Source organism: Janthinobacterium rivuli (assembly GCF_009208735.1).
GTDB lineage: Bacteria > Pseudomonadota > Gammaproteobacteria > Burkholderiales > Burkholderiaceae_D > Janthinobacterium.
Genome location: NZ_WFLJ01000009.1, coordinates 266,817 through 284,130 on the forward strand (window position 1 = coordinate 266,817; position 17,314 = coordinate 284,130).

Below are 17,314 nucleotides of genomic sequence, written 5' to 3' on the forward strand. Positions count from 1 at the left end.
ATTCCTCGATTAACCTTGACGCTGCTTGTGACGTGGTTCCACGCAGATTACGCGGACTACGCCTTTGCGCTTGATGATCTTGCAGTTGCGGCAGATCCGCTTGACTGATGCGAGAACTTTCATTTTTGGGCTCTTTCTTTCGCTTCTTTGGTTTGATTCAGTGTGTTACTTGGTACGGAACACAATGCGGGCTCGGCTCAGGTCGTACGGCGTTAACTCCACCGTCACCTTGTCTCCAGGGAGAATGCGAATATAATTCATCCGCATTTTACCTGAAATATGCCCGAGCACCACGTGTCCGTTCTCCAGCTTCACTCGAAATGTTGCATTTGGGAGATTCTCAAGAATCTCGCCCTGCATCTGTATGACGTCGTCTTTTGCCATTCGGTATGTTTACCGCGCTTAACGCGTCGGAATTCCGCCCTTGAAATTTGCTTTGCGCAGCAGCGAATCATATTGCTGCGACATCACGTAGTTCTGTACTTGCGCCATGAAATCCATGGTGACAACTACAATAATCAATAAAGAAGTACCGCCGAAATAGAATGGTACTTTCCACTGGGCTTGCATAAATTCCGGCAATAAACACACCAGGGTGATGTAGACTGCGCCGGCAAGTGTCAAGCGTGTCAGGATCTTGTCGATGTAACGGGCTGTCTGCTCGCCTGGACGGATCCCGGGAATGAACGCACCGCTTTTCTTCAAGTTATCCGCTGTTTCCTTGCTGTTAAAGACCAGCGCTGTATAGAAGAAACAGAAAAACACGATCGCCACTGCGTACAACAGCGCATGGATAGGCTCACCAGGCCCCATCGATGCTGCCAAATCTTTCAAGAACCGCACCGCAGGGTTAGCGTTGTCGGCGCCCTTTGAAAACCAGTCCACGATAGTGGCCGGAAACAAGATGATCGAAGAAGCAAAGATCGGCGGGATCACGCCGGCCATGTTCAGCTTCAACGGCAAATGGCTGGTTTGACCGCCATAAATCTTGTTGCCTACCTGGCGCTTCGCGTAATTGACCAATATTTTGCGCTGACCACGTTCGACAAATACGACGAAGTACGTTACCAGCGCTACCAGGATCACGATGAAAATCGCGCTGAAGCTGCCGATCGAACCATTCGACACCTGAGTGAACAAGCCACCCAACGCCGACGGCAGACCTGCTGCAATCCCGGCAAAAATGATGATCGAGATGCCATTACCCAAACCACGCTCGGTAATTTGCTCACCCAACCACATCAAAAACATTGTTCCGGTCAACAAAGTGACGACCGTCACGAAGCGGAATGCAAGACCAGGTTCCAACACCAGACCAGCTTGCGACTCCAGTGCGACTGCAATGCCTAACGCTTGGAACAGTGCCAGGGCAACCGTGAAATACCGGGTGTACTGGGTGATCTTGCGACGACCTGCTTCGCCTTCTTTTTTCAACGCTTCCATCTGCGGTGACACGATCGACAGCAATTGCATGATGATCGAGGCCGAGATATAAGGCATGATACCCAGCGCAAACACTGTAAAACGAGACAAGGCACCGCCCGAGAACATGTTGAACATGCCCAGGACGCCGCCTTCGTGCTCCTTGAACAGCGAGGCTAATTGTGTCGGGTCAATCCCGGGAACCGGGACGTGAGCACCGATACGATAAACCACCAATGCGCCAAGCAAAAACCAGAGCCGTCCCCAAGGGAAACCGGCCGCTGCACTTTTAGCAAGTTGTGGATTAGTCGCCAATTTTCGCTCCGATCAAGCTGTTAGCGGTCAACTCAGGCTACCGAGCCGCCGGCTGCTTCGATGGCTGCTTTCGCGCCAGCGGACACTTTCAAGCCCTTCAAATTCACCGCTTTGGTGATTTCGCCGGACAAGATCACGCGCACGTCACGGGCCAACACGCCCAGAACGCCAGCTTGCTTCAAGACCAGAATGTCGACATCGCCAACAGCCAGGTTGTTCAGATCGGACAGGCGCACTTCAGCTTTGAAGGTTGCGTGCATCGATTTGAAACCGCGCTTAGGCAGACGGCGTTGCAGAGGCATCTGACCGCCTTCGAAACCGACTTTATGAAAGCCGCCCGAACGCGATTTCTGACCTTTGTGACCACGACCCGAGGTTTTACCCAGGCCGGAGCCGATACCGCGACCGACGCGACGCTTGTAGTGCTTAGCGCCTTCGGCTGGTGCAATAGTATTCAATTCCATGATTTGCTCCGTTCGTGTAAGCCCGAAGGCTTACCCGACAACTTTAACGAGATACGATACTTTATTGATCATGCCGCGTACGGATGGGGTGTCTTGCAATTCGGAAACCGAATTTACACGACGCAGACCCAGACCGCGCACGGTAGCGCGATGCGATTCGCGCGTACCGATCAAGCCCTTGACCAATTGCACTTTGACTGTGTTTGTCATTTTGTCCACCTTAAGCCAGAATGTCTTCGACCGACTTGCCGCGTTTGGCAGCGATATCGGAAGCAGTGCTCATTTTCGACAGGCCGTCCAGCGTAGCGCGTACCAGGTTGTATGGGTTGTTCGAACCGGTGGATTTCGCCACCACGTCCGTCACGCCCATCACTTCGAAGATAGCGCGCATTGCGCCACCAGCGATAACGCCAGTACCAGGCTTAGCTGGGTTCATCAGGACCTTGGAGGCGCCGTGACGACCAACAACCGTGTGATGCAAGGTGCCGTTTTTGAGCGGTACTTTGATCAGGTTGCGACGGGCTTCTTCCATTGCCTTCTGCACGCCAACTGGCACTTCTTTCGATTTGCCCTTGCCCATGCCGACGCGGCCATCGCCATCACCAACTACGGTCAGCGCGGCGAAACCCATGATACGACCACCCTTGACCACTTTGGTCACGCGGTTGATCGCGATCATTTTTTCGCGCATGCCATCATCCGGCTTGTCGCTTTGCATTTTTGCTTGCATTTTTGCCATGATTGATCCTTAGAACTTCAGACCGGCTTCGCGTGCGGCTTCTGCCAACGCTTTCACACGGCCGTGGTAACGGAAACCGGAGCGGTCGAACGCAACTTCGGTAATTCCTGCTTTCAACGCTTTTTCAGCGACGCGCTTGCCGATCAAGGCTGCAGCAGCGGCATTGCCGCCTTTGCCGGATTGGCCTGCCAGTTCAGCGCGAACTTCCGCTTCAGCCGTCGAGGCCGAAACCAGGACTTTAGCGTCCGGGCTGATCAGGTTGGCGTAAATGTGCAGGTTGGTGCGATGCACCGACAAGCGATTTACTTTCAATTCCGCAATCTTGATGCGGGTTTGGCGTCCGCGGCGAAGCCGTGATTCTTTCTTATCCATCGTCAGCCCCTAATTACTTCTTCTTGGTTTCTTTAAGCTTAACCACTTCGTCCGCATAGCGAACGCCCTTGCCTTTATAAGGCTCAGGAGCGCGGTAAGCACGAACTTCAGCGGCTACCTGGCCAACCTGTTGACGGTCGATACCTTTAATCAGGATCTCGGTCGGGGTTGGTGTTGCGCAGGTAACGCCAGCTGGCATGTCATGCACTACAGGGTGCGAGAAACCCAGGGACAGATTCAACTTGTCGCCTTGAGCTTGCGCCTTGTAACCCACGCCTACCAGGTTCAGCTTTTTCTCGAAACCCTTGGTGACGCCAACAACCATGTTGTTGACCAGTGCGCGCAGCGTGCCGGACATGGCATTGGCTTCGCGGCTGTCGTTCGCCACGTCGAAACTCAGGGTTCCTGCATTGTTTTCCACTTTGACCTGGCCGGTGAGGGCCTGGGAAAGTACGCCCAGCGGGCCTTTTACGGTGATCGCTTGTGCGGAGATGGCGACTTCGGCGCCAGCTGGCACTACGATAGGCATTTTAGCTACTCGAGACATGTGTAACTCCTTAAGCCACGTAGCAAATAACTTCGCCGCCGACACCGGTAGCGCGTGCTTTGCGGTCAGTCATGACGCCTTGCGGAGTCGACACGATCGCCACACCCAAGCCATTCATCACAACAGGGATCTCGTCTTTACCCTTGTAGACGCGCAGACCCGGACGGGACACGCGCTCCAAGCGCTCAATGACGGGACGGCCAACATAATACTTCAAACCGATTTTCAGTTCCGCTTTGCCACCAGCTTCGGCAACAGCGAAATCTTCAATGTAACCCTCGTCCTTCAGGACGCTGGCAATCGCAATTTTGACTTTCGACGATGGCATGGCCACGGTCGTCTTTTGCACGCCTTGTGCATTGCGAATGCGGGTCAGCATATCGGCGATAGGATCGCTCATACTCATTGCATATTCTCCTATTACCAGCTTGCTTTTGTCATACCCGGAATTTCACCACGCATGGCGAATTCACGGAGCTTGATACGACCCAGACCGAATTTACGGAATGTGCCGCGCGGACGACCAGTGATGGCGCAACGGTTACGTTGACGCGTCGGGTTCGAGTTACGTGGCAGCGCCTGCAGTTTCAGGCGAGCTTCGTAGCGCTCTTCTTCCGATTTCGATTGGTCATCGACGATGGCCTTGAGAGCTTCGCGCTTAGGGGCGAATTTCGCCACCAGGTCAGCACGCTTGATCTCACGATTAATCAGTGACAGTTTGGCCATGATCAGTTCCTGAAAGGGAATTTAAAGGCGGCGAGCAAAGCTTTGGCTTCGTCATCGGTCTTAGCGGTTGTCGTGATGCTGATATTCATACCGCGCAACGCGTCAATCTTGTCGTATTCGATTTCAGGGAAAATGATCTGTTCCTTGACACCGATGTTGTAGTTGCCACGACCATCAAATGCACGGCCGTTCACACCACGGAAATCGCGTACGCGCGGCAGAGCCACGGTAATGAAGCGATCCAGGAACTCGTACATGCGAGCGCCGCGCAGGGTGACCATCGTACCGATCGGGTAACCTTCACGGATTTTGAAGCCTGCGATCGCTTTGCGGGACTTGGTGGTCACTGGCTTCTGGCCGGCGATCTTGGTCAAGTCAGCAACTGCGTGCTCGAGAACTTTTTTATCCGCGATAGCCTCACCAACACCCATGTTCAGGGTGATCTTGGTCAGGCGTGGAACTTCCATTACCGACTTGTAACCAAACTTGCTGGTCAGGTCGGCAACGACTTTTTCTTTATAGAATTCTTGGAGACGTGCCATGATTTCTTAAGCCTTCACTACTTCGCCGGAGGATTTAAAGATGCGAACTTTCTTGCCGTCCACTTCTTTGAAACCCACGCGATCTGCCTTGCCAGTCGCTGCATTAAACAATGCAACGTTGGACACGTGAATTGGCATGGTCTTATCGACGATACCACCAGTTACGCCAGTCATCGGGTTTGGCTTAGTCGCTTTTTTAGCGATGTTAATGCCGTCAACCACGATATGTTCAGCATCGATACGCTGCTGTACCACACCACGTTTGCCCTTGTCTTTCCCGGTCAGAACGATGACTTCGTCGTTTTTACGAATCTTATCCATTACGACTCCTTACAGGACTTCCGGTGCCAGGGACACGATTTTCATGAACTTCTCAGTACGCAGTTCGCGTGTGACAGGTCCAAAAATACGGGTACCGATCGGTTCCAGCTTGGCGTTCAACAGAACGGCGGCGTTGCCGTCGAACTTCACCAGGGAACCGTCTTGGCGGCGAACACCTTTAGCGGTGCGCACAACCACGGCGTTATAAATTTCACCTTTTTTGACACGGCCACGTGGCGCAGCAACCTTAACGGTTACCTTGATCACATCGCCAATGCCAGCATAACGGCGCTTGGAGCCGCCCAATACCTTGATGCACATTACTTCTTTGGCACCGGTATTGTCAGCCACTTCGAGCCGGCTTTCAGTTTGAATCATAGTATTCTCTTTCCCAACTTAAGCCGAAGAATCCACACAATGTAGACCCACGGTCAGTCTTGGTCCCGCCAGAGCCGCCCTGCTGGGCTTCACTGTTTGGGTGCATGACCTTCATACATCAACTGACCGCGAATGCTACTGTCTGTGGCCAGACACTTTGCGGCGTTACATGAACGAAGCCCGCAAGTATTACATACAATTTGCGGGCCTGCAAGTACTAATTAAAACCCACCGCCGAAACGGTGGTTTTTATTTAAACGGTTGGTGCGGCTTGAACCACACGTGTCACCGTCCATGCCTTCGTTTTGGAGATCGGGCGACCTTCCTGGATCTCGACCGTATCACCGGCCTTGACTTGGTTGGTCTCGTCATGCGCGTGATACTTGTTCGAACGCATGATGATCTTGCCATACAAAGGATGTTTTACGTGGCGCTCGATCAGAACGGTAACGGTCTTGTCCATCTTGTCCGAAACCACTTTACCGATCAGCGTGCGCTTGAGCGACTGTTTCACTGGTTCGTTCATTTGGCTTCCTTCAGATTCATTACCGTCTTCACACGCGCGATATCGCGGCGTACCTTCTTGAGCTGCGAAGTGTTGCTCAGCTGCTGCGTAGCGATTTGCATGCGCAGGCCGAACTGTGCCTTCAACAGGTCATTCAGCTCTTTTTGCAGAGCTGGCTGGTCCTTGCCGCGGAGTTCAGATGCTTTCATATACAACTCCAATTATTGGCCGACTTGGCGGATGACAAACGTCGTCGCCAGTGGCAGTTTAGCGGCGGCAAGACGGAATGCTTCCCGTGCCAGCGCTTCATCAACGCCATCCATTTCGTACAGTACTTTGCCTGGCTGAATTTCAGCGACGTAGTACTCAGGATTACCTTTACCGTTACCCATACGGACTTCAGCCGGTTTGTTCGAAATCGGTTTGTCCGGGAAAATACGGATCCAGATACGGCCACCGCGCTTGATGTGACGCGTCATTGCACGACGCGCCGCTTCAATTTGACGCGCAGTGATACGACCGCGCGCAACTGCCTTCAGACCGAATTCGCCAAACGACACGGCGGTGCCGCGGCTGTGCGAAATACCGGTATTACGGCCTTTCTGCTCTTTACGATACTTTCTGCGTGCTGGTTGCAGCATGATTATTCTCCTGCTTTCTCAGCTGGTGCTGCTGCGGCGGCCGGTTTAGCGGCGGTACGCACACGTGCACCTGGTGCTGTGGATGGTTTCGCACCGGCACCGGCTGGACGTGGACGGCCAGCTGGCTTGCCATCGTCACGGCGTGGGCCGCGGCTTTTCTTCTCGTCAGCTGGGGTATCGATGACTGGTGCATCGCCGTTAGGCGCGCGGTCACCCTTGTATACCCACACCTTGACACCGATGATGCCGTAGGTGGTCGACGCTTCGCTGGTACCGTAGTCGATATCGGCGCGCAGGGTATGCAGAGGCACGCGGCCTTCGCGGTACCACTCTTTACGTGCGATTTCGATACCGTTCAGACGGCCGGACGACATGATCTTGATACCGAGAGCACCCAGGCGCATTGCATTTTGCATTGCACGCTTCATGGCGCGGCGGAACATGATCCGTTTTTCCAGCTGCTGAGCGATCGAATCGGCGATCAGTTGCGAGTCGATTTCTGGCTTGCGAATTTCTTCGATGTTCACGTGAACAGGTACGCCCATGATCTTGGTCAGCGCGGACTTCAGTACTTCGATGTCTTCGCCTTTTTTACCAATGACCACGCCTGGACGCGAGCTGTAGATCGTGAAGCGCGCGTTCTTGGCTGGGCGCTCGATAACGATGCGGCCAACGGAAGCGTTCTTCAGTTTCTTTTTCAGGTAAGCACGTGCTTTCAAGTCTTCGTTCAGCATGGCAGCGAAATTACCGTTGCCTGCATACCAGCGCGAAGCCCAGTTACGGGTGACCGCCAGACGGAAACCGGTTGGATGAATTTTCTGACCCATCGTGGCTCCTTAGTTACCGACAGTCACGTAAACGTGACAGGATTGTTTCGAAATACGGTCGCCACGGCCTTTTGCACGCGCGGTGAAGCGCTTCAGGACGGGGCCCTTTTCGACGTAGATCGTTTTCACGAACAATTCGTCGATGTCCGCACCATCATTGTGCTCGGCATTCGCAATAGCGGATTCCAGAACGCGTTTGATGATCGCAGCACCTTTTTTCGGGCTGAATTGCAAGATGTTGAGTGCAGCGTCAACTTTCTTGCCACGGATCAGGTCAGCAACCAGGCGGCCCTTTTGGTCCGACAGGCGCACACCTTTGAGGATAGCTTTAGTTTCCATTATTTCTTAGCCTTTTTGTCAGCTGCATGGCCCTTGAACGTACGGGTCAGTGCGAATTCGCCGAGCTTGTGACCAACCATGTTTTCGGAAACATAAACCGGCACGTGCAGCTTGCCGTTATGCACCGCGATCGTCAGGCCGATGAAGTCAGGCATGATTGTCGAACGACGCGACCAGGTTTTGATTGGCTTTTTGTCTTTGGCTGCTTGCGCGGCTTCAACTTTTTTCACCAGGTGGGCGTCACAGAACGGCCCTTTTTTCAATGAACGTGTCATGTGCTACCCCTTATTTCTTGCCGCGGCGCGAGACGATCATGGAAGTAGTACGCTTGTTGCTGCGTGTCTTCTTACCCTTAGTCTGTTGGCCCCAAGGCGAAACTGGATGACGACCAGCTGCTGTTTTACCTTCACCACCACCGTGCGGGTGATCGACCGGGTTCATGACCACACCGCGAACGGTAGGACGAACACCGCGCCAGCGCATCGCGCCAGCTTTACCGATTTTACGCAGGCTGTGCTCGGCATTGCCGACTTCACCAACCGTTGCACGGCACTCGATGTGCACGCGACGTACTTCACCCGAGCGCAGACGCACTTGAGCGTAGGTACCTTCACGTGCCATCAGCACAACGCCAGCGCCAGCGGTACGTGCCATTTGAGCACCTTTACCTGGCAGCATTTCGACGCAATGCATCACGGTACCGACTGGGATGTTACGGATTGGCAAGCAGTTACCCGATTTGATCGGTGCTTCCGAACCGTTCATCACGCTGTCGCCAACGGCCATGCCTTTGGTTGCGATGATGTAGTGACGCTCGCCGTCGGCGTAGCACAACAGAGCGATATTCGCGGTGCGGTTTGGATCGTATTCGATACGTTCCACTTTCGCTGGAATACCATCTTTGGTGCGCTTGAAGTCGATCAAGCGATAGTGTTGCTTGTGACCACCACCGATATGACGGGTGGTGATGTGACCGTTGTTGTTACGACCAGCGGTCTTGGATTTCTTTTCAACCAGGGCAGCGAACGGACGACCTTTGTACAGGTCGGCATTCACCACCTTCACCATGCCGCGACGGCCTGGCGAGGTTGGTTTCATCTTAACGAGTGCCATTATGCAGCCTCCTCGGAGAAGTTGATTTCCTGGCCAGGCTTCAGGCACACGAAAGCACGCTTGGTATGGTTACGACGACCGTTGAACTTGCCGGTGCGCTTTTGCTTACCTTCGCGGTTTGCAGTTTGCACGGACAGAACTTCAACCTTGAACAGCAGTTCGACCGCTGCCTTGATTTCAGGCTTGGTTGCATCCGGCAGTACGCGGAATACAATTTGCTCGTTCTTTTCCGCGACCATGGTGGCCTTTTCGGAAATCACGGGCGCCAACAGCACCTTCATCAAGCGTTCTTCGCTATGTTTCAAAATCGCGCTCATGCCAGCATCTCCTCAATCTTGGCCAATGCAGCTTTGGTGACCAGGATCTTCTTGTAGAACACCAGGGACATCGGGTCTGCGTGACGTGGCTCAACGACGAGTACGTTAGGCAGGTTGCGCGATGCCAGTTCCAGGTTTTCGTTCAGAACGTCGGTGATGATCAGAACCGAATCAAAGCCCAGGCCGTTCAATTTTTGCGACAGCAGCTTGGTTTTTGGCGCGTCGATCGTCAGATCGTCGATGACGATCAGGCGCTCTTCGCGAGCCAGCTGCGACAGGATCGAGCAGATACCTGCGCGATACATTTTTTTGTTCACTTTGTGGGTGAAGTTTTCGTCAGGCGAGTTCGGGAAAATCCGACCACCGCCGCGCCACAGTGGCGACGACGACATACCAGCACGAGCGCGGCCGGTACCTTTTTGGCGCCATGGCTTTTTCGTCGTGTGGTGAACTTCTTCACGGTCTTTTTGCTTGCGGTTACCACTACGTGCATTCGCTTGATAAGCGATGACGACTTGGTGGATCAGCGCTTCATTGTAGTCACGGCCGAAAATCGTATCGGCTGCAGCAACGTTCGAGGCGGCTTGACCTTGCGCATTCAGAAGCTTGAGTTCCATCGTTTAAGCTCCCTTCTTGGCTTTGGTTTTGATGGCTGGCGAGACAACTACCTGGCCATTTTTCGCACCTGGAATCGCGCCTTTGACCAGCAGCAGCTGACGGTCGGCATCGATACGGGCGATCACGAGGTTCTGGATCGTACGGTTGACGTCACCCAGATGACCGGTCATGCGCTTACCAGGGAAAACGCGACCTGGATCTTGTGCCATACCGATGGAACCTGGAACGTTGTGCGAACGCGAGTTACCGTGCGTTGCACGGCCAGAAGCGAAGTGGTAACGTTTGATAACGCCTGCATAGCCTTTACCGATGGTAACGCCTTGCACGTCGATCTTTTGACCGACTTCGAACAGGGAAGCAGCGACAACATCGCCAGCTTTCAGTTCAGCGGCTTTGGCAGCGTCGACACGGAACTCTTTCAACAGAGTACCGGCTTCAACACCAGCTTTAGCGTGATGACCAGCAACAGCTTTGGTCACGCGGGAAGCGCGACGTTGACCGAATGCGACCTGAACAGCGGAGTAACCATCTGTTTCAGGGGTTTTGATTTGCGCAACACGGTTGTTCGATACGTCCAACACGGTGACCGGGATCGAATCCCCTTCATCCGTGAAAATGCGCATCATACCAACCTTGCGACCGAGAAGGCCTAGGCTCATTTTTTCTCCATTCCCACCTGCGATTGGGCGGGGCTTGTTTAACTACAAAGTAACGTAGGACTCAAAAAAGACGAATCCATACCGAAGCCGGCTAGTATATAGCACAAAAACCCTTGACGCAACAAGTTAACACGAGGTATGTCAAAGTGTTGCGCGACGCCCCTGCGGGAGTTGTCGGGGCGTCGAAAAAGCGCTGCCGCGAGGCAACTTAACGGACGCACAGCACGGCTGCATGCGGTCTGGCGGGCGATGACAGAAACACACGGGGCGCACGATGGCATGTGCGCCCTTCCCATCCATGGTGTCCGGGCAACCCCTACTCCTGCGGCGCTCCTTTGCCAATCTGATACCAGTCCACCTTGCGCGTCGCCACCATGATGGCCGCCAGCACGGCGAACAGCAGGATGCTGCCCATGACCAGCGCGTTGTTTTCCGAGTTCAGCAAACCATACAGCGCGCCATACAGCATCGTCAGCGCCAGGCCGAAGCCGATGCCGCGCCAGGCGTTGTGCAGCACGTGCATCAGGTAAAAGCTGGTCAGCACGATACAGGCGGCGCTGGCGATCAGGTAGGCGGCCAGGAAGGCGATATGCTCGGCCAGGCCCACCAGCAGCAGGAAGAAGATCACCAGCGACAGGCCCACCAGCAGGTACTGCACCGGGTGGATCGGCAGGCTCTTCAAAATTTCAAAGATGAAGAAAGCGGCAAAGGTCAGCGCCACGAACAGCAAGCCATATTTGGTGGCCCGGTCCGATTGCGAATACACGTTCACCGGCTCGATGAAGCCGACGCTGAAGCGGTCGATCTGGCCCAGCGGCGCGCTGTCGGGCACCTTGAACTCGCCTTCGATGCTGCTCAGCTGCGTTTGCGCATTGGTGGCCAGCGACGAGATATTCCATTCGACTTGAAAGCCATCGGCGTTGATCTGGCGATTCTTCGGCGACGGCAGGAAGCGCCCGCCAAACTGCGGATGGGGCCAGTTCGACTTGATGCTGATCTGGCTATTTTTTGCCACCGGCACGAAATGCTGGCGTTCGATGCCGTCGAGACCCAGGTCAAAGCTGAATTTCACCTGTTGCGCCTGTGCCAGCGGGATGGCGCCCAGCGGCGCGTGCAGCCCGCTGCGGAAGGCAAACAGGTCGGTGCCCTGCTCGAACTCGATCTGGCGCCCACCCCAATCGATTTTCGGGATATTGCGGATGCCGCGCACGTCCTCGATGGACAGCGCGACGAACGGTTCGCCCAGAGTGACGCGCGAATCCGGCGACTTGCGCGGCAACTGCGTGCTGGCCGGCACCGTGAAGTCGCCCCTGAACGCATGCTGACCGCTGTACACCAGCACCTGGTGGATGCCGCGGTAGCGGCGGTCGGTCTCGATGGTGCCGTCCTGCAGCAAGAAGTTCGGATACACGAGCAGGCGGCGCTGCGCCGTGCGGTGCAGCAACTCCGTGCGTACGGGCGCTTTTACTTCCTTGTCATCGCCCCTGGCCACCTCCACGCGCTCTTCGTACTGCTCCGTGTAGGGAATCACCAGGATGGGACCGATGATGGTTTGTTCGCGCACCGAATCGGCGGCGATGCTGTTGACGGCTTCCTGGCGGAATTCCATCCGCTCCTTGATCGTTTCCTGAATCATCAGCAAAGGCAGGCCGATCACCAGCATCAGGCCGAACACGATCAACGCTTTGACGAATAGAGTTTTTTGCATGGCGTATCCTTGAAGTGAGGATGCCAGTGTAAAAAAACCATGTGCGCTGAATGTGCGTTGCGTGTGAAGTCCGGAAATAATTGCATGGCGCTACGCCAGCGGCAGGCGCAGGCACGCGCAGGCGCCGCCCTCCGGATGATTGAGCACCTCGACCGTGCCGCCATGCAGGGAAGCGACCTCGCGCACAAAGGGCAAGCCCAGGCCCGTGCTCTTGCCGGCGCTCGGGCGCGGCAGGGAATAAAAGCGCTCGAAGACGCGCTCGAGCGCATACGCGGGAATGCCTGCGCCGCGGTCGCGCACGACAATGTCCACATGCGCGCCCTGGCGCCGCGCCGTCAGATCGATGCAGCTGCCGGGCGGCGCAAAACCGGTCGCGTTGTCGAGCAGATTGCCCAGCGCCTGACGCAGCAGCAGGGCGTCGCCGGCCACGCTCAGCTCGTCGGCATCGAGCCGCAACTGCACGCCGCGTACCGCCAGGCTGGCGGCCGCGTCCTGCGCCACTTGCGCCAGCAGGGGCCCCAGCGCGAGGCGCTCGGGGTTGTCCAGGCGCTGCTGCTTTTCCACGCGCACCAGGGCCAGCAGCTTGTCGATCAGCTGCCGCTGGCGCGCATTCTGTTCCAGGATGCTGGCCAGGAACTGGCGGCGCTCGGCCGGCGGCATGTCTTCCTGCAACAGTTCGGCCGAGGCCTGGATGGCGGCGATCGGGCTTTTCAATTCATGCGCCAGGGTATGCATCAGCTGCTCCACATATTCCTTGCCCTCGAGGCGCGTGCGCATCGCCTGCAGGGCCCGGCCCAGGGTGCCGATCTCGTTCCTGCCCAGCGCCGGCAGCGCCACCTTGCGCCCGGCTTCCACGTCGCCGATGTAATCCATCAGCTTGCCCAGCGCATGGTGCAACCACCAGGCGAACGCCAGACCGATCAGCAGCGACAGCAGCAACAGGATGGCGCCACGCTGCAGTATCTTGCGCTGGCTGCGTTCGACAAACGCTTGCACGCTGGCATTCGGCTTGGCCACCGTCAGCACGCCGATCACCTCGCTGCCATCGCGGATCGGCGCGGCCACGTGCATCACCGTCGACATCTCGTCGTCCGGCCGGGTGCGCGTGCTGCGCGCGCCATATTTACCTTGCAAGGTCAGATACACGTCATTCCAGCGCGCATAGTCGCGCCCCACGTCGCGCCCGCTGGAGTCGAACAGCACGATGCCGCGCCGGTCCGTAATGTAGATGCGGTAATCGAGCGTGCGCTTGCGTACGCCATTGATATTGACGTCCACGCCATGGCGCGCGTAATCCTGCATGCGTTCGGCCACGGGCGACTGCGCCAGCGTGCCCGCCTTCACGTCGGGCGCCACCAGGCTGGCCAGCAGTTGCGAAGTATCGACCAGGGTGTCTTCCAGGGTCGAGCGCACACCGGGCTTGACCTGCTCCATGAACACATTCAGCAAGAACCACGCGGCCAGGCCGACGATCAGGAAATAGCCCAGCAGGATGCGCAGGCCGATCTTCATGCGCCGGCCAGGCTGTAGCCGAGGCCACGGTGGGTCTGGATGGGGTCGACCTGCGCATCGATGGCACGCAGCTTGGCGCGCAGCGATTTGACGTGCGCGTCGACGGTGCGCTCGAGCGTGTCGGGCGCACCGCTCCACACGCGCTGCATCAGTTGCGCGCGCGACAGCACGTGACCGGGATGCGTGAGCAGGGTTTTCAGCAACAGGTATTCATAGCGGGTCAGGTCCAGCGGCTGGCCGTGAAACAGCACTTTCGCCTCCAGCGCGCGCAATTCGAAGCGCGCCGGCGCGGTCGCGGCGACAGGCGCGGCTATCGTCATGCCAGTCTCGCGGGGCGCTTGCGCGACACCGGCGCGGCGCAGGATGACGCGGATGCGCGCCACCAGTTCGCGCGGCGAAAACGGTTTGGTGACGTAGTCATCGGCGCCGATTTCCAGGCCGACGATACGGTCGATCTCGTCGCTGCGGGCTGTCAGGAAGATCACCGGCAGCTCGGAAAACTGGCGCAGCCGGCGGCACACTTCCAGCCCGCTCATGTCGGGCAAGCCCACGTCGAGCACCACCAGAACGGGCATCTGCGCCGCTTCGCCGGGCGTTGGGCGCAGCGCGGCCAGGGCTTGCTCGCCCAACATCACATGGCGCGGCGTAAAGCCGTCCGTGCGCAAGGCATAGGCGATGCTGTCGGCAATCGCCTGTTCATCTTCCACGATCAGGACAGTCTTGGACATGGCGGCGGCAAGCATTAGTGGACAGACCCGGAGTATCCCTGAAGCACGCAAGCGGCGTCAATCGCGCGCCTCGCGCTGCGCCGGCAAAAAGCCACCCTGCCCAAAAAACTTATAGTATATTTATCGCAGCATGACTCCACTGATACACCGTGTCCAACACCCGTCCGAGGAGACTATGAAGAACCATACCATCAGCCTGCTATGCGCCGTCAGCCTGCTGGCCGCCTGCGCGGCGCCAGCGACGCTCACCACCTCCAACGCCCAACACGACGCCTGCAACGCGGCCGAGCTCAAAGGCCAGTTTGGCGAAGCGGAACTGGCCTGCGTACAGGCGCTGCGCAGCGCCGAGCAGGCCGGGGCCAGCGCCGACATCCTCTCGCAGCGCCAGTACAACCTGGGCCGCATCAAGCGCCTGCAGGGCAAGAATGCCGAAGCGGAGCAGTTGTACCGGCAAGCCCTGGCCACGGAAGAAACGGCGCAGCCACGCAGCGATGCGCGCGTCGGCCGCCGCATGGTGGAACTGGCCTCGGCGCTGGCGGCGCAAGGCAAGTGGCAGGAAGGCACGGCCTACCTGGAAAAAGTGCTGCCGCTGCTGCCGAAGCTGTCGCCCGCCTCGCGCACGTACTCGGCGCAAGTGCTGCGCCAGTATGCCGGCCACTTGCAGGGCGGCCCGCAGGCGGCGCTCGGCAATCGCTTCGACGCGGTGGCGGCCAGCCTGCAATAAGAGACTTGCGTCGCCCGGCCTAGGGCTGCGCGACGTGGATGCGGGCCTTGATGTGCTTGAGGTGGGCCACGATGGTGAACGTCATCACCACCAGCAGCGACCATGAACTCCATTTGCTGACATGCACGGCCGACCACGCGCCAAGCTGGTTCGGATAGCGCCACACGCCCCAGAAGGTGCTGATGTTTTCGGCCAGCCAGATGAAGAAGCCGACCAGCACGAAACCGAGCAGCAAGGGCATGCTGCGGTCGCGGTCGAGCGGACGGAACACCACCGTGGTGCGCGCGTACAAGCCCAGCGCGCAGGCGGCCAGGTACCAGCGATAGTCGCCGATGTAGTGATGGGTGAAGAAGTTGGCGTAGATCAGCAGCGCGATCAGCACCGCCATCCAGTACGGCGGATGGTGGCGAATCCGCATGTCGAGCAGGCGCCATGTCTGGATGATGTAGCTGCCGACGGCCGCATACATGAAGCCGGAAAACAGGGGGACGCCGAACACCTTGCTGTAGGCGAAGTCGGGATAGCTCCACGACTGGATCGTCCCCGATACCTTGAACACTTCCAGCGCGAAGCCGACCGCATGAAACAGGCAGATGGCCTTCAGCTCATCCCACGTTTCCAGTCCGCTCCACAGCATCGCGCCCTGGATCGCCAGCGCCGCCAGCAGCAGCACGTCATAACGCGGCAGGCCGAACAGGCCGGCGCGTGGCACCAGGAACACGGTGGCGAAAAACAGCCCCACGAACAGGCACGACCTCGCCTCCTTGATGCCGAAATACAGGAATTCGGTCAGGAAGCGCGGCCAGCCGCGCAAGCGCTGGCGGGGAGTCGCATTTAACAGGTGGGTATCGAGGGTATTGAGCATGCGGCAACTTTATCGTCCAGCCACAGCACTGTAAAGCGGTTTTGCACGCGCACGCGGAGTCGCCCGTGTTGGGCAGGCACCAATAGCAATGGGGCCGGGCGCGCTCACGGTCGTGAGCAGGCCCGGCCCCATCATCAGGCAGCGGGACACCCCGCCGGCCTGGAACAGCTGTCAACACCTGATGCTACGGTGTGGTCAGCTGCCCTGGAAACTCTTATTGCAGTTTGATTTCAACATCAACACCAGCTGGCAGGTCCAGCTTCATCAGCGCGTCAACGGTTTTGTCCGTTGGGTCAACGATGTCCATCAGGCGTTGGTGCGTACGGATCTCGAACTGATCGCGCGAAGTTTTGTTGACGTGCGGGGAACGCAGCACATCGAAACGTTGAATACGGGTAGGCAGTGGTACTGGGCCTTTGACGACAGCGCCGGTGCGCTTCGCGGTTTCAACGATTTCCAGAGCGGACTGGTCGATCAGTTTGTAATCGAAAGCCTTCAGGCGGATACGGATTTTTTGGTTTGGTGCCGACATGATATTTCCTTAAAAGAACGAACCGCGCGGTCTGCACGGCAATGAGGTCATACGGGAATTTCTGACGCAACAACCGTCAGGGTCGACATGATAGCACCAAAATGCTTGCCAACCCCGGCAGTTGAATAAAAAGAAGGGCGCCGGGCGACGACGCGTCTTCTTTTATGCAGGCTTAAGAATTAAGCCAGGATTTTTGCAACAACACCAGCGCCGACGGTACGGCCGCCTTCGCGGATAGCGAAGCGCAGACCTTCTTCCATCGCGATCGGGTTGATCAGCTTGACGGTGATCGACACGTTATCGCCTGGCATGACCATTTCTTTGTCTGCTGGCAACTCGATCGAACCAGTCACGTCCGTCGTACGGAAGTAGAACTGTGGACGATAGTTGTTGAAGAATG

The 17,314-nt window shown here is 57.1% G+C and carries 30 protein-coding genes; 1 reads left to right on the forward strand and 29 read right to left on the reverse strand.

Annotation, left to right across the window (positions count from 1 at the left end; translation table 11 throughout):
• Positions 1 to 9: 9 nt before the first annotated feature.
• The 26 genes from rpmJ to creB form a co-directional block, all read right to left on the reverse strand.
• The gene (rpmJ, locus tag GCN78_RS14375; RefSeq protein ID WP_010394471.1) at positions 10 to 123 is read right to left on the reverse strand and encodes a 50S ribosomal protein L36; all 114 of its coding nucleotides are present in this window, start codon (positions 121 to 123) and stop codon (positions 10 to 12) included.
• A 42-nt stretch (positions 124 to 165) separates the two neighbouring features.
• On the reverse strand, positions 166 to 384 hold the full coding sequence (gene infA / locus GCN78_RS14380; RefSeq protein WP_005663428.1) for a translation initiation factor IF-1: 219 nt from the start codon (positions 382 to 384) through the stop codon (positions 166 to 168).
• A gap of 18 nt (positions 385 to 402) precedes the next feature.
• Positions 403 to 1,737 carry a preprotein translocase subunit SecY gene (gene secY, locus GCN78_RS14385; protein WP_010394438.1) on the reverse strand — a complete coding sequence of 445 codons (1,335 nt, stop codon included), beginning with the start codon at positions 1,735 to 1,737 and terminating at the stop codon, positions 403 to 405.
• 32 nt (positions 1,738 to 1,769) lie between these two features.
• Positions 1,770 to 2,201 (reverse strand): 50S ribosomal protein L15, encoded by a 432-nt coding sequence (gene rplO, locus GCN78_RS14390; RefSeq protein ID WP_034753211.1) that lies wholly within the window; start codon positions 2,199 to 2,201, stop codon positions 1,770 to 1,772.
• 30 nt (positions 2,202 to 2,231) lie between these two features.
• Positions 2,232 to 2,411 carry a 50S ribosomal protein L30 gene (gene rpmD / locus GCN78_RS14395; RefSeq protein WP_010394435.1) on the reverse strand — a complete coding sequence of 60 codons (180 nt, stop codon included), beginning with the start codon at positions 2,409 to 2,411 and terminating at the stop codon, positions 2,232 to 2,234.
• 10 nt (positions 2,412 to 2,421) lie between these two features.
• Positions 2,422 to 2,940 (reverse strand): 30S ribosomal protein S5, encoded by a 519-nt coding sequence (gene rpsE / locus GCN78_RS14400; protein ID WP_010394433.1) that lies wholly within the window; start codon positions 2,938 to 2,940, stop codon positions 2,422 to 2,424.
• A gap of 9 nt (positions 2,941 to 2,949) precedes the next feature.
• A complete protein-coding gene (gene rplR / locus GCN78_RS14405; protein WP_010394431.1) occupies positions 2,950 to 3,312 on the reverse strand; it encodes a 50S ribosomal protein L18 in 363 nt (120 codons plus the stop codon).
• A gap of 13 nt (positions 3,313 to 3,325) precedes the next feature.
• Entirely contained in the window at positions 3,326 to 3,859 is a 534-nt protein-coding gene (gene rplF / locus GCN78_RS14410; RefSeq protein WP_034778281.1) for a 50S ribosomal protein L6, read from the reverse strand.
• Positions 3,860 to 3,869: 10 nt separating this feature from the next.
• Positions 3,870 to 4,265 (reverse strand): 30S ribosomal protein S8, encoded by a 396-nt coding sequence (gene rpsH / locus GCN78_RS14415; protein ID WP_034753208.1) that lies wholly within the window; start codon positions 4,263 to 4,265, stop codon positions 3,870 to 3,872.
• 14 nt (positions 4,266 to 4,279) lie between these two features.
• Positions 4,280 to 4,585, reverse strand: coding sequence for a 30S ribosomal protein S14 (rpsN, locus tag GCN78_RS14420; protein ID WP_010394423.1), 306 nt, complete (start codon positions 4,583 to 4,585; stop codon positions 4,280 to 4,282).
• A gap of 2 nt (positions 4,586 to 4,587) precedes the next feature.
• Entirely contained in the window at positions 4,588 to 5,127 is a 540-nt protein-coding gene (gene rplE, locus GCN78_RS14425; protein ID WP_010394421.1) for a 50S ribosomal protein L5, read from the reverse strand.
• Between the two features lie 6 nt (positions 5,128 to 5,133).
• Complete coding sequence (gene rplX / locus GCN78_RS14430) at positions 5,134 to 5,448, reverse strand: 50S ribosomal protein L24 (protein WP_034753204.1); 315 nt, start codon at positions 5,446 to 5,448, stop codon at positions 5,134 to 5,136.
• A gap of 9 nt (positions 5,449 to 5,457) precedes the next feature.
• Positions 5,458 to 5,826, reverse strand: a complete 369-nt coding sequence (gene rplN / locus GCN78_RS14435; RefSeq protein ID WP_008444317.1) for a 50S ribosomal protein L14 — start codon at positions 5,824 to 5,826, stop codon at positions 5,458 to 5,460.
• 253 nt (positions 5,827 to 6,079) lie between these two features.
• Positions 6,080 to 6,352, reverse strand: coding sequence for a 30S ribosomal protein S17 (rpsQ, locus tag GCN78_RS14440; RefSeq protein ID WP_010394415.1), 273 nt, complete (start codon positions 6,350 to 6,352; stop codon positions 6,080 to 6,082).
• Positions 6,349 to 6,540, reverse strand: coding sequence for a 50S ribosomal protein L29 (gene rpmC, locus GCN78_RS14445; protein WP_010394412.1), 192 nt, complete (start codon positions 6,538 to 6,540; stop codon positions 6,349 to 6,351). Before rpmC ends, rpsQ begins: the two co-directional genes overlap by 4 nt.
• Before the next feature lie 12 nt (positions 6,541 to 6,552).
• Positions 6,553 to 6,972, reverse strand: a complete 420-nt coding sequence (gene rplP / locus GCN78_RS14450; RefSeq protein ID WP_034753201.1) for a 50S ribosomal protein L16 — start codon at positions 6,970 to 6,972, stop codon at positions 6,553 to 6,555.
• Positions 6,973 to 6,974: 2 nt separating this feature from the next.
• Entirely contained in the window at positions 6,975 to 7,799 is an 825-nt protein-coding gene (rpsC, locus tag GCN78_RS14455; protein ID WP_034753199.1) for a 30S ribosomal protein S3, read from the reverse strand.
• Between the two features lie 9 nt (positions 7,800 to 7,808).
• Positions 7,809 to 8,141, reverse strand: coding sequence for a 50S ribosomal protein L22 (gene rplV / locus GCN78_RS14460; protein ID WP_170840583.1), 333 nt, complete (start codon positions 8,139 to 8,141; stop codon positions 7,809 to 7,811).
• A complete protein-coding gene (rpsS, locus tag GCN78_RS14465) occupies positions 8,138 to 8,413 on the reverse strand; it encodes a 30S ribosomal protein S19 (protein WP_008444295.1) in 276 nt (91 codons plus the stop codon). Before rpsS ends, rplV begins: the two co-directional genes overlap by 4 nt.
• Before the next feature lie 10 nt (positions 8,414 to 8,423).
• The gene (gene rplB, locus GCN78_RS14470; protein WP_034753198.1) at positions 8,424 to 9,251 is read right to left on the reverse strand and encodes a 50S ribosomal protein L2; all 828 of its coding nucleotides are present in this window, start codon (positions 9,249 to 9,251) and stop codon (positions 8,424 to 8,426) included.
• Entirely contained in the window at positions 9,251 to 9,568 is a 318-nt protein-coding gene (rplW, locus tag GCN78_RS14475) for a 50S ribosomal protein L23 (RefSeq protein WP_010394398.1), read from the reverse strand. Before rplW ends, rplB begins: the two co-directional genes overlap by 1 nt.
• Positions 9,565 to 10,185: a 50S ribosomal protein L4 gene (rplD, locus tag GCN78_RS14480; RefSeq protein WP_034753197.1), complete on the reverse strand. Its 621-nt coding sequence runs from the start codon at positions 10,183 to 10,185 to the stop codon at positions 9,565 to 9,567. The genes rplW and rplD overlap by 4 nt, the downstream gene beginning before the upstream one ends.
• Positions 10,186 to 10,188: 3 nt before the next feature.
• On the reverse strand, positions 10,189 to 10,845 hold the full coding sequence (rplC, locus tag GCN78_RS14485) for a 50S ribosomal protein L3 (protein ID WP_010394393.1): 657 nt from the start codon (positions 10,843 to 10,845) through the stop codon (positions 10,189 to 10,191).
• 316 nt (positions 10,846 to 11,161) lie between these two features.
• Positions 11,162 to 12,553 (reverse strand): cell envelope integrity protein CreD, encoded by a 1,392-nt coding sequence (gene creD / locus GCN78_RS14490; protein WP_152252309.1) that lies wholly within the window; start codon positions 12,551 to 12,553, stop codon positions 11,162 to 11,164.
• Between the two features lie 90 nt (positions 12,554 to 12,643).
• Entirely contained in the window at positions 12,644 to 14,065 is a 1,422-nt protein-coding gene (creC, locus tag GCN78_RS14495) for a two-component system sensor histidine kinase CreC (protein ID WP_152252310.1), read from the reverse strand.
• Complete coding sequence (gene creB, locus GCN78_RS14500) at positions 14,062 to 14,793, reverse strand: two-component system response regulator CreB (RefSeq protein WP_152252311.1); 732 nt, start codon at positions 14,791 to 14,793, stop codon at positions 14,062 to 14,064. Before creB ends, creC begins: the two co-directional genes overlap by 4 nt.
• A gap of 175 nt (positions 14,794 to 14,968) precedes the next feature.
• On the opposite strand from creB, the gene GCN78_RS14505 reads away from it, so the two are divergent.
• The gene (locus GCN78_RS14505; RefSeq protein ID WP_193316737.1) at positions 14,969 to 15,517 is read left to right on the forward strand and encodes a tetratricopeptide repeat protein; all 549 of its coding nucleotides are present in this window, start codon (positions 14,969 to 14,971) and stop codon (positions 15,515 to 15,517) included.
• A gap of 19 nt (positions 15,518 to 15,536) precedes the next feature.
• Here GCN78_RS14505 and GCN78_RS14510 read toward each other — a convergent pair whose 3' ends face one another.
• From GCN78_RS14510 to GCN78_RS14520, 3 genes are all read right to left on the reverse strand, one after another.
• Positions 15,537 to 16,382, reverse strand: a complete 846-nt coding sequence (locus GCN78_RS14510; protein WP_152252313.1) for a DUF817 domain-containing protein — start codon at positions 16,380 to 16,382, stop codon at positions 15,537 to 15,539.
• A gap of 214 nt (positions 16,383 to 16,596) precedes the next feature.
• Positions 16,597 to 16,914 carry a 30S ribosomal protein S10 gene (gene rpsJ, locus GCN78_RS14515; RefSeq protein ID WP_010394389.1) on the reverse strand — a complete coding sequence of 106 codons (318 nt, stop codon included), beginning with the start codon at positions 16,912 to 16,914 and terminating at the stop codon, positions 16,597 to 16,599.
• 179 nt (positions 16,915 to 17,093) lie between these two features.
• On the reverse strand, positions 17,094 to 17,314 hold a 221-nt coding region (locus GCN78_RS14520), incomplete at its 5' end, for an EF-Tu C-terminal domain-related protein (protein WP_461419038.1).

Coding starts and splice junctions, on each gene's coding strand:
- rpmJ (WP_010394471.1), bottom strand. CDS start 123: ATGAAAGTTCTCGCATCAGTCAAGCGGATCTGCCGCAACTGCAAGATC.
- rplE (WP_010394421.1), bottom strand. CDS start 5,127: ATGGCACGTCTCCAAGAATTCTATAAAGAAAAAGTCGTTGCCGACCTG.
- rplN (WP_008444317.1), bottom strand. CDS start 5,826: ATGATTCAAACTGAAAGCCGGCTCGAAGTGGCTGACAATACCGGTGCC.
- GCN78_RS14505 (WP_193316737.1), top strand. CDS start 14,969: ATGAAGAACCATACCATCAGCCTGCTATGCGCCGTCAGCCTGCTGGCC.
- rplW (WP_010394398.1), bottom strand. CDS start 9,568: ATGAGCGCGATTTTGAAACATAGCGAAGAACGCTTGATGAAGGTGCTG.
- rpsE (WP_010394433.1), bottom strand. CDS start 2,940: ATGGCAAAAATGCAAGCAAAAATGCAAAGCGACAAGCCGGATGATGGC.
- rplO (WP_034753211.1), bottom strand. CDS start 2,201: ATGGAATTGAATACTATTGCACCAGCCGAAGGCGCTAAGCACTACAAG.
- rplF (WP_034778281.1), bottom strand. CDS start 3,859: ATGTCTCGAGTAGCTAAAATGCCTATCGTAGTGCCAGCTGGCGCCGAA.
- GCN78_RS14510 (WP_152252313.1), bottom strand. CDS start 16,382: ATGCTCAATACCCTCGATACCCACCTGTTAAATGCGACTCCCCGCCAG.
- creB (WP_152252311.1), bottom strand. CDS start 14,793: ATGTCCAAGACTGTCCTGATCGTGGAAGATGAACAGGCGATTGCCGAC.
- rplC (WP_010394393.1), bottom strand. CDS start 10,845: ATGAGCCTAGGCCTTCTCGGTCGCAAGGTTGGTATGATGCGCATTTTC.
- rplB (WP_034753198.1), bottom strand. CDS start 9,251: ATGGCACTCGTTAAGATGAAACCAACCTCGCCAGGCCGTCGCGGCATG.
- rplR (WP_010394431.1), bottom strand. CDS start 3,312: ATGGATAAGAAAGAATCACGGCTTCGCCGCGGACGCCAAACCCGCATC.
- infA (WP_005663428.1), bottom strand. CDS start 384: ATGGCAAAAGACGACGTCATACAGATGCAGGGCGAGATTCTTGAGAAT.
- rpmC (WP_010394412.1), bottom strand. CDS start 6,540: ATGAAAGCATCTGAACTCCGCGGCAAGGACCAGCCAGCTCTGCAAAAA.
- rplD (WP_034753197.1), bottom strand. CDS start 10,185: ATGGAACTCAAGCTTCTGAATGCGCAAGGTCAAGCCGCCTCGAACGTT.
- rpmD (WP_010394435.1), bottom strand. CDS start 2,411: ATGACAAACACAGTCAAAGTGCAATTGGTCAAGGGCTTGATCGGTACG.
- rplP (WP_034753201.1), bottom strand. CDS start 6,972: ATGCTGCAACCAGCACGCAGAAAGTATCGTAAAGAGCAGAAAGGCCGT.
- rpsJ (WP_010394389.1), bottom strand. CDS start 16,914: ATGTCGGCACCAAACCAAAAAATCCGTATCCGCCTGAAGGCTTTCGAT.
- rplX (WP_034753204.1), bottom strand. CDS start 5,448: ATGGATAAGATTCGTAAAAACGACGAAGTCATCGTTCTGACCGGGAAA.
- creC (WP_152252310.1), bottom strand. CDS start 14,065: ATGAAGATCGGCCTGCGCATCCTGCTGGGCTATTTCCTGATCGTCGGC.
- creD (WP_152252309.1), bottom strand. CDS start 12,553: ATGCAAAAAACTCTATTCGTCAAAGCGTTGATCGTGTTCGGCCTGATG.
- rpsQ (WP_010394415.1), bottom strand. CDS start 6,352: ATGAACGAACCAGTGAAACAGTCGCTCAAGCGCACGCTGATCGGTAAA.
- rpsN (WP_010394423.1), bottom strand. CDS start 4,585: ATGGCCAAACTGTCACTGATTAATCGTGAGATCAAGCGTGCTGACCTG.
- rpsH (WP_034753208.1), bottom strand. CDS start 4,265: ATGAGTATGAGCGATCCTATCGCCGATATGCTGACCCGCATTCGCAAT.
- rpsS (WP_008444295.1), bottom strand. CDS start 8,413: ATGACACGTTCATTGAAAAAAGGGCCGTTCTGTGACGCCCACCTGGTG.
- rpsC (WP_034753199.1), bottom strand. CDS start 7,799: ATGGGTCAGAAAATTCATCCAACCGGTTTCCGTCTGGCGGTCACCCGT.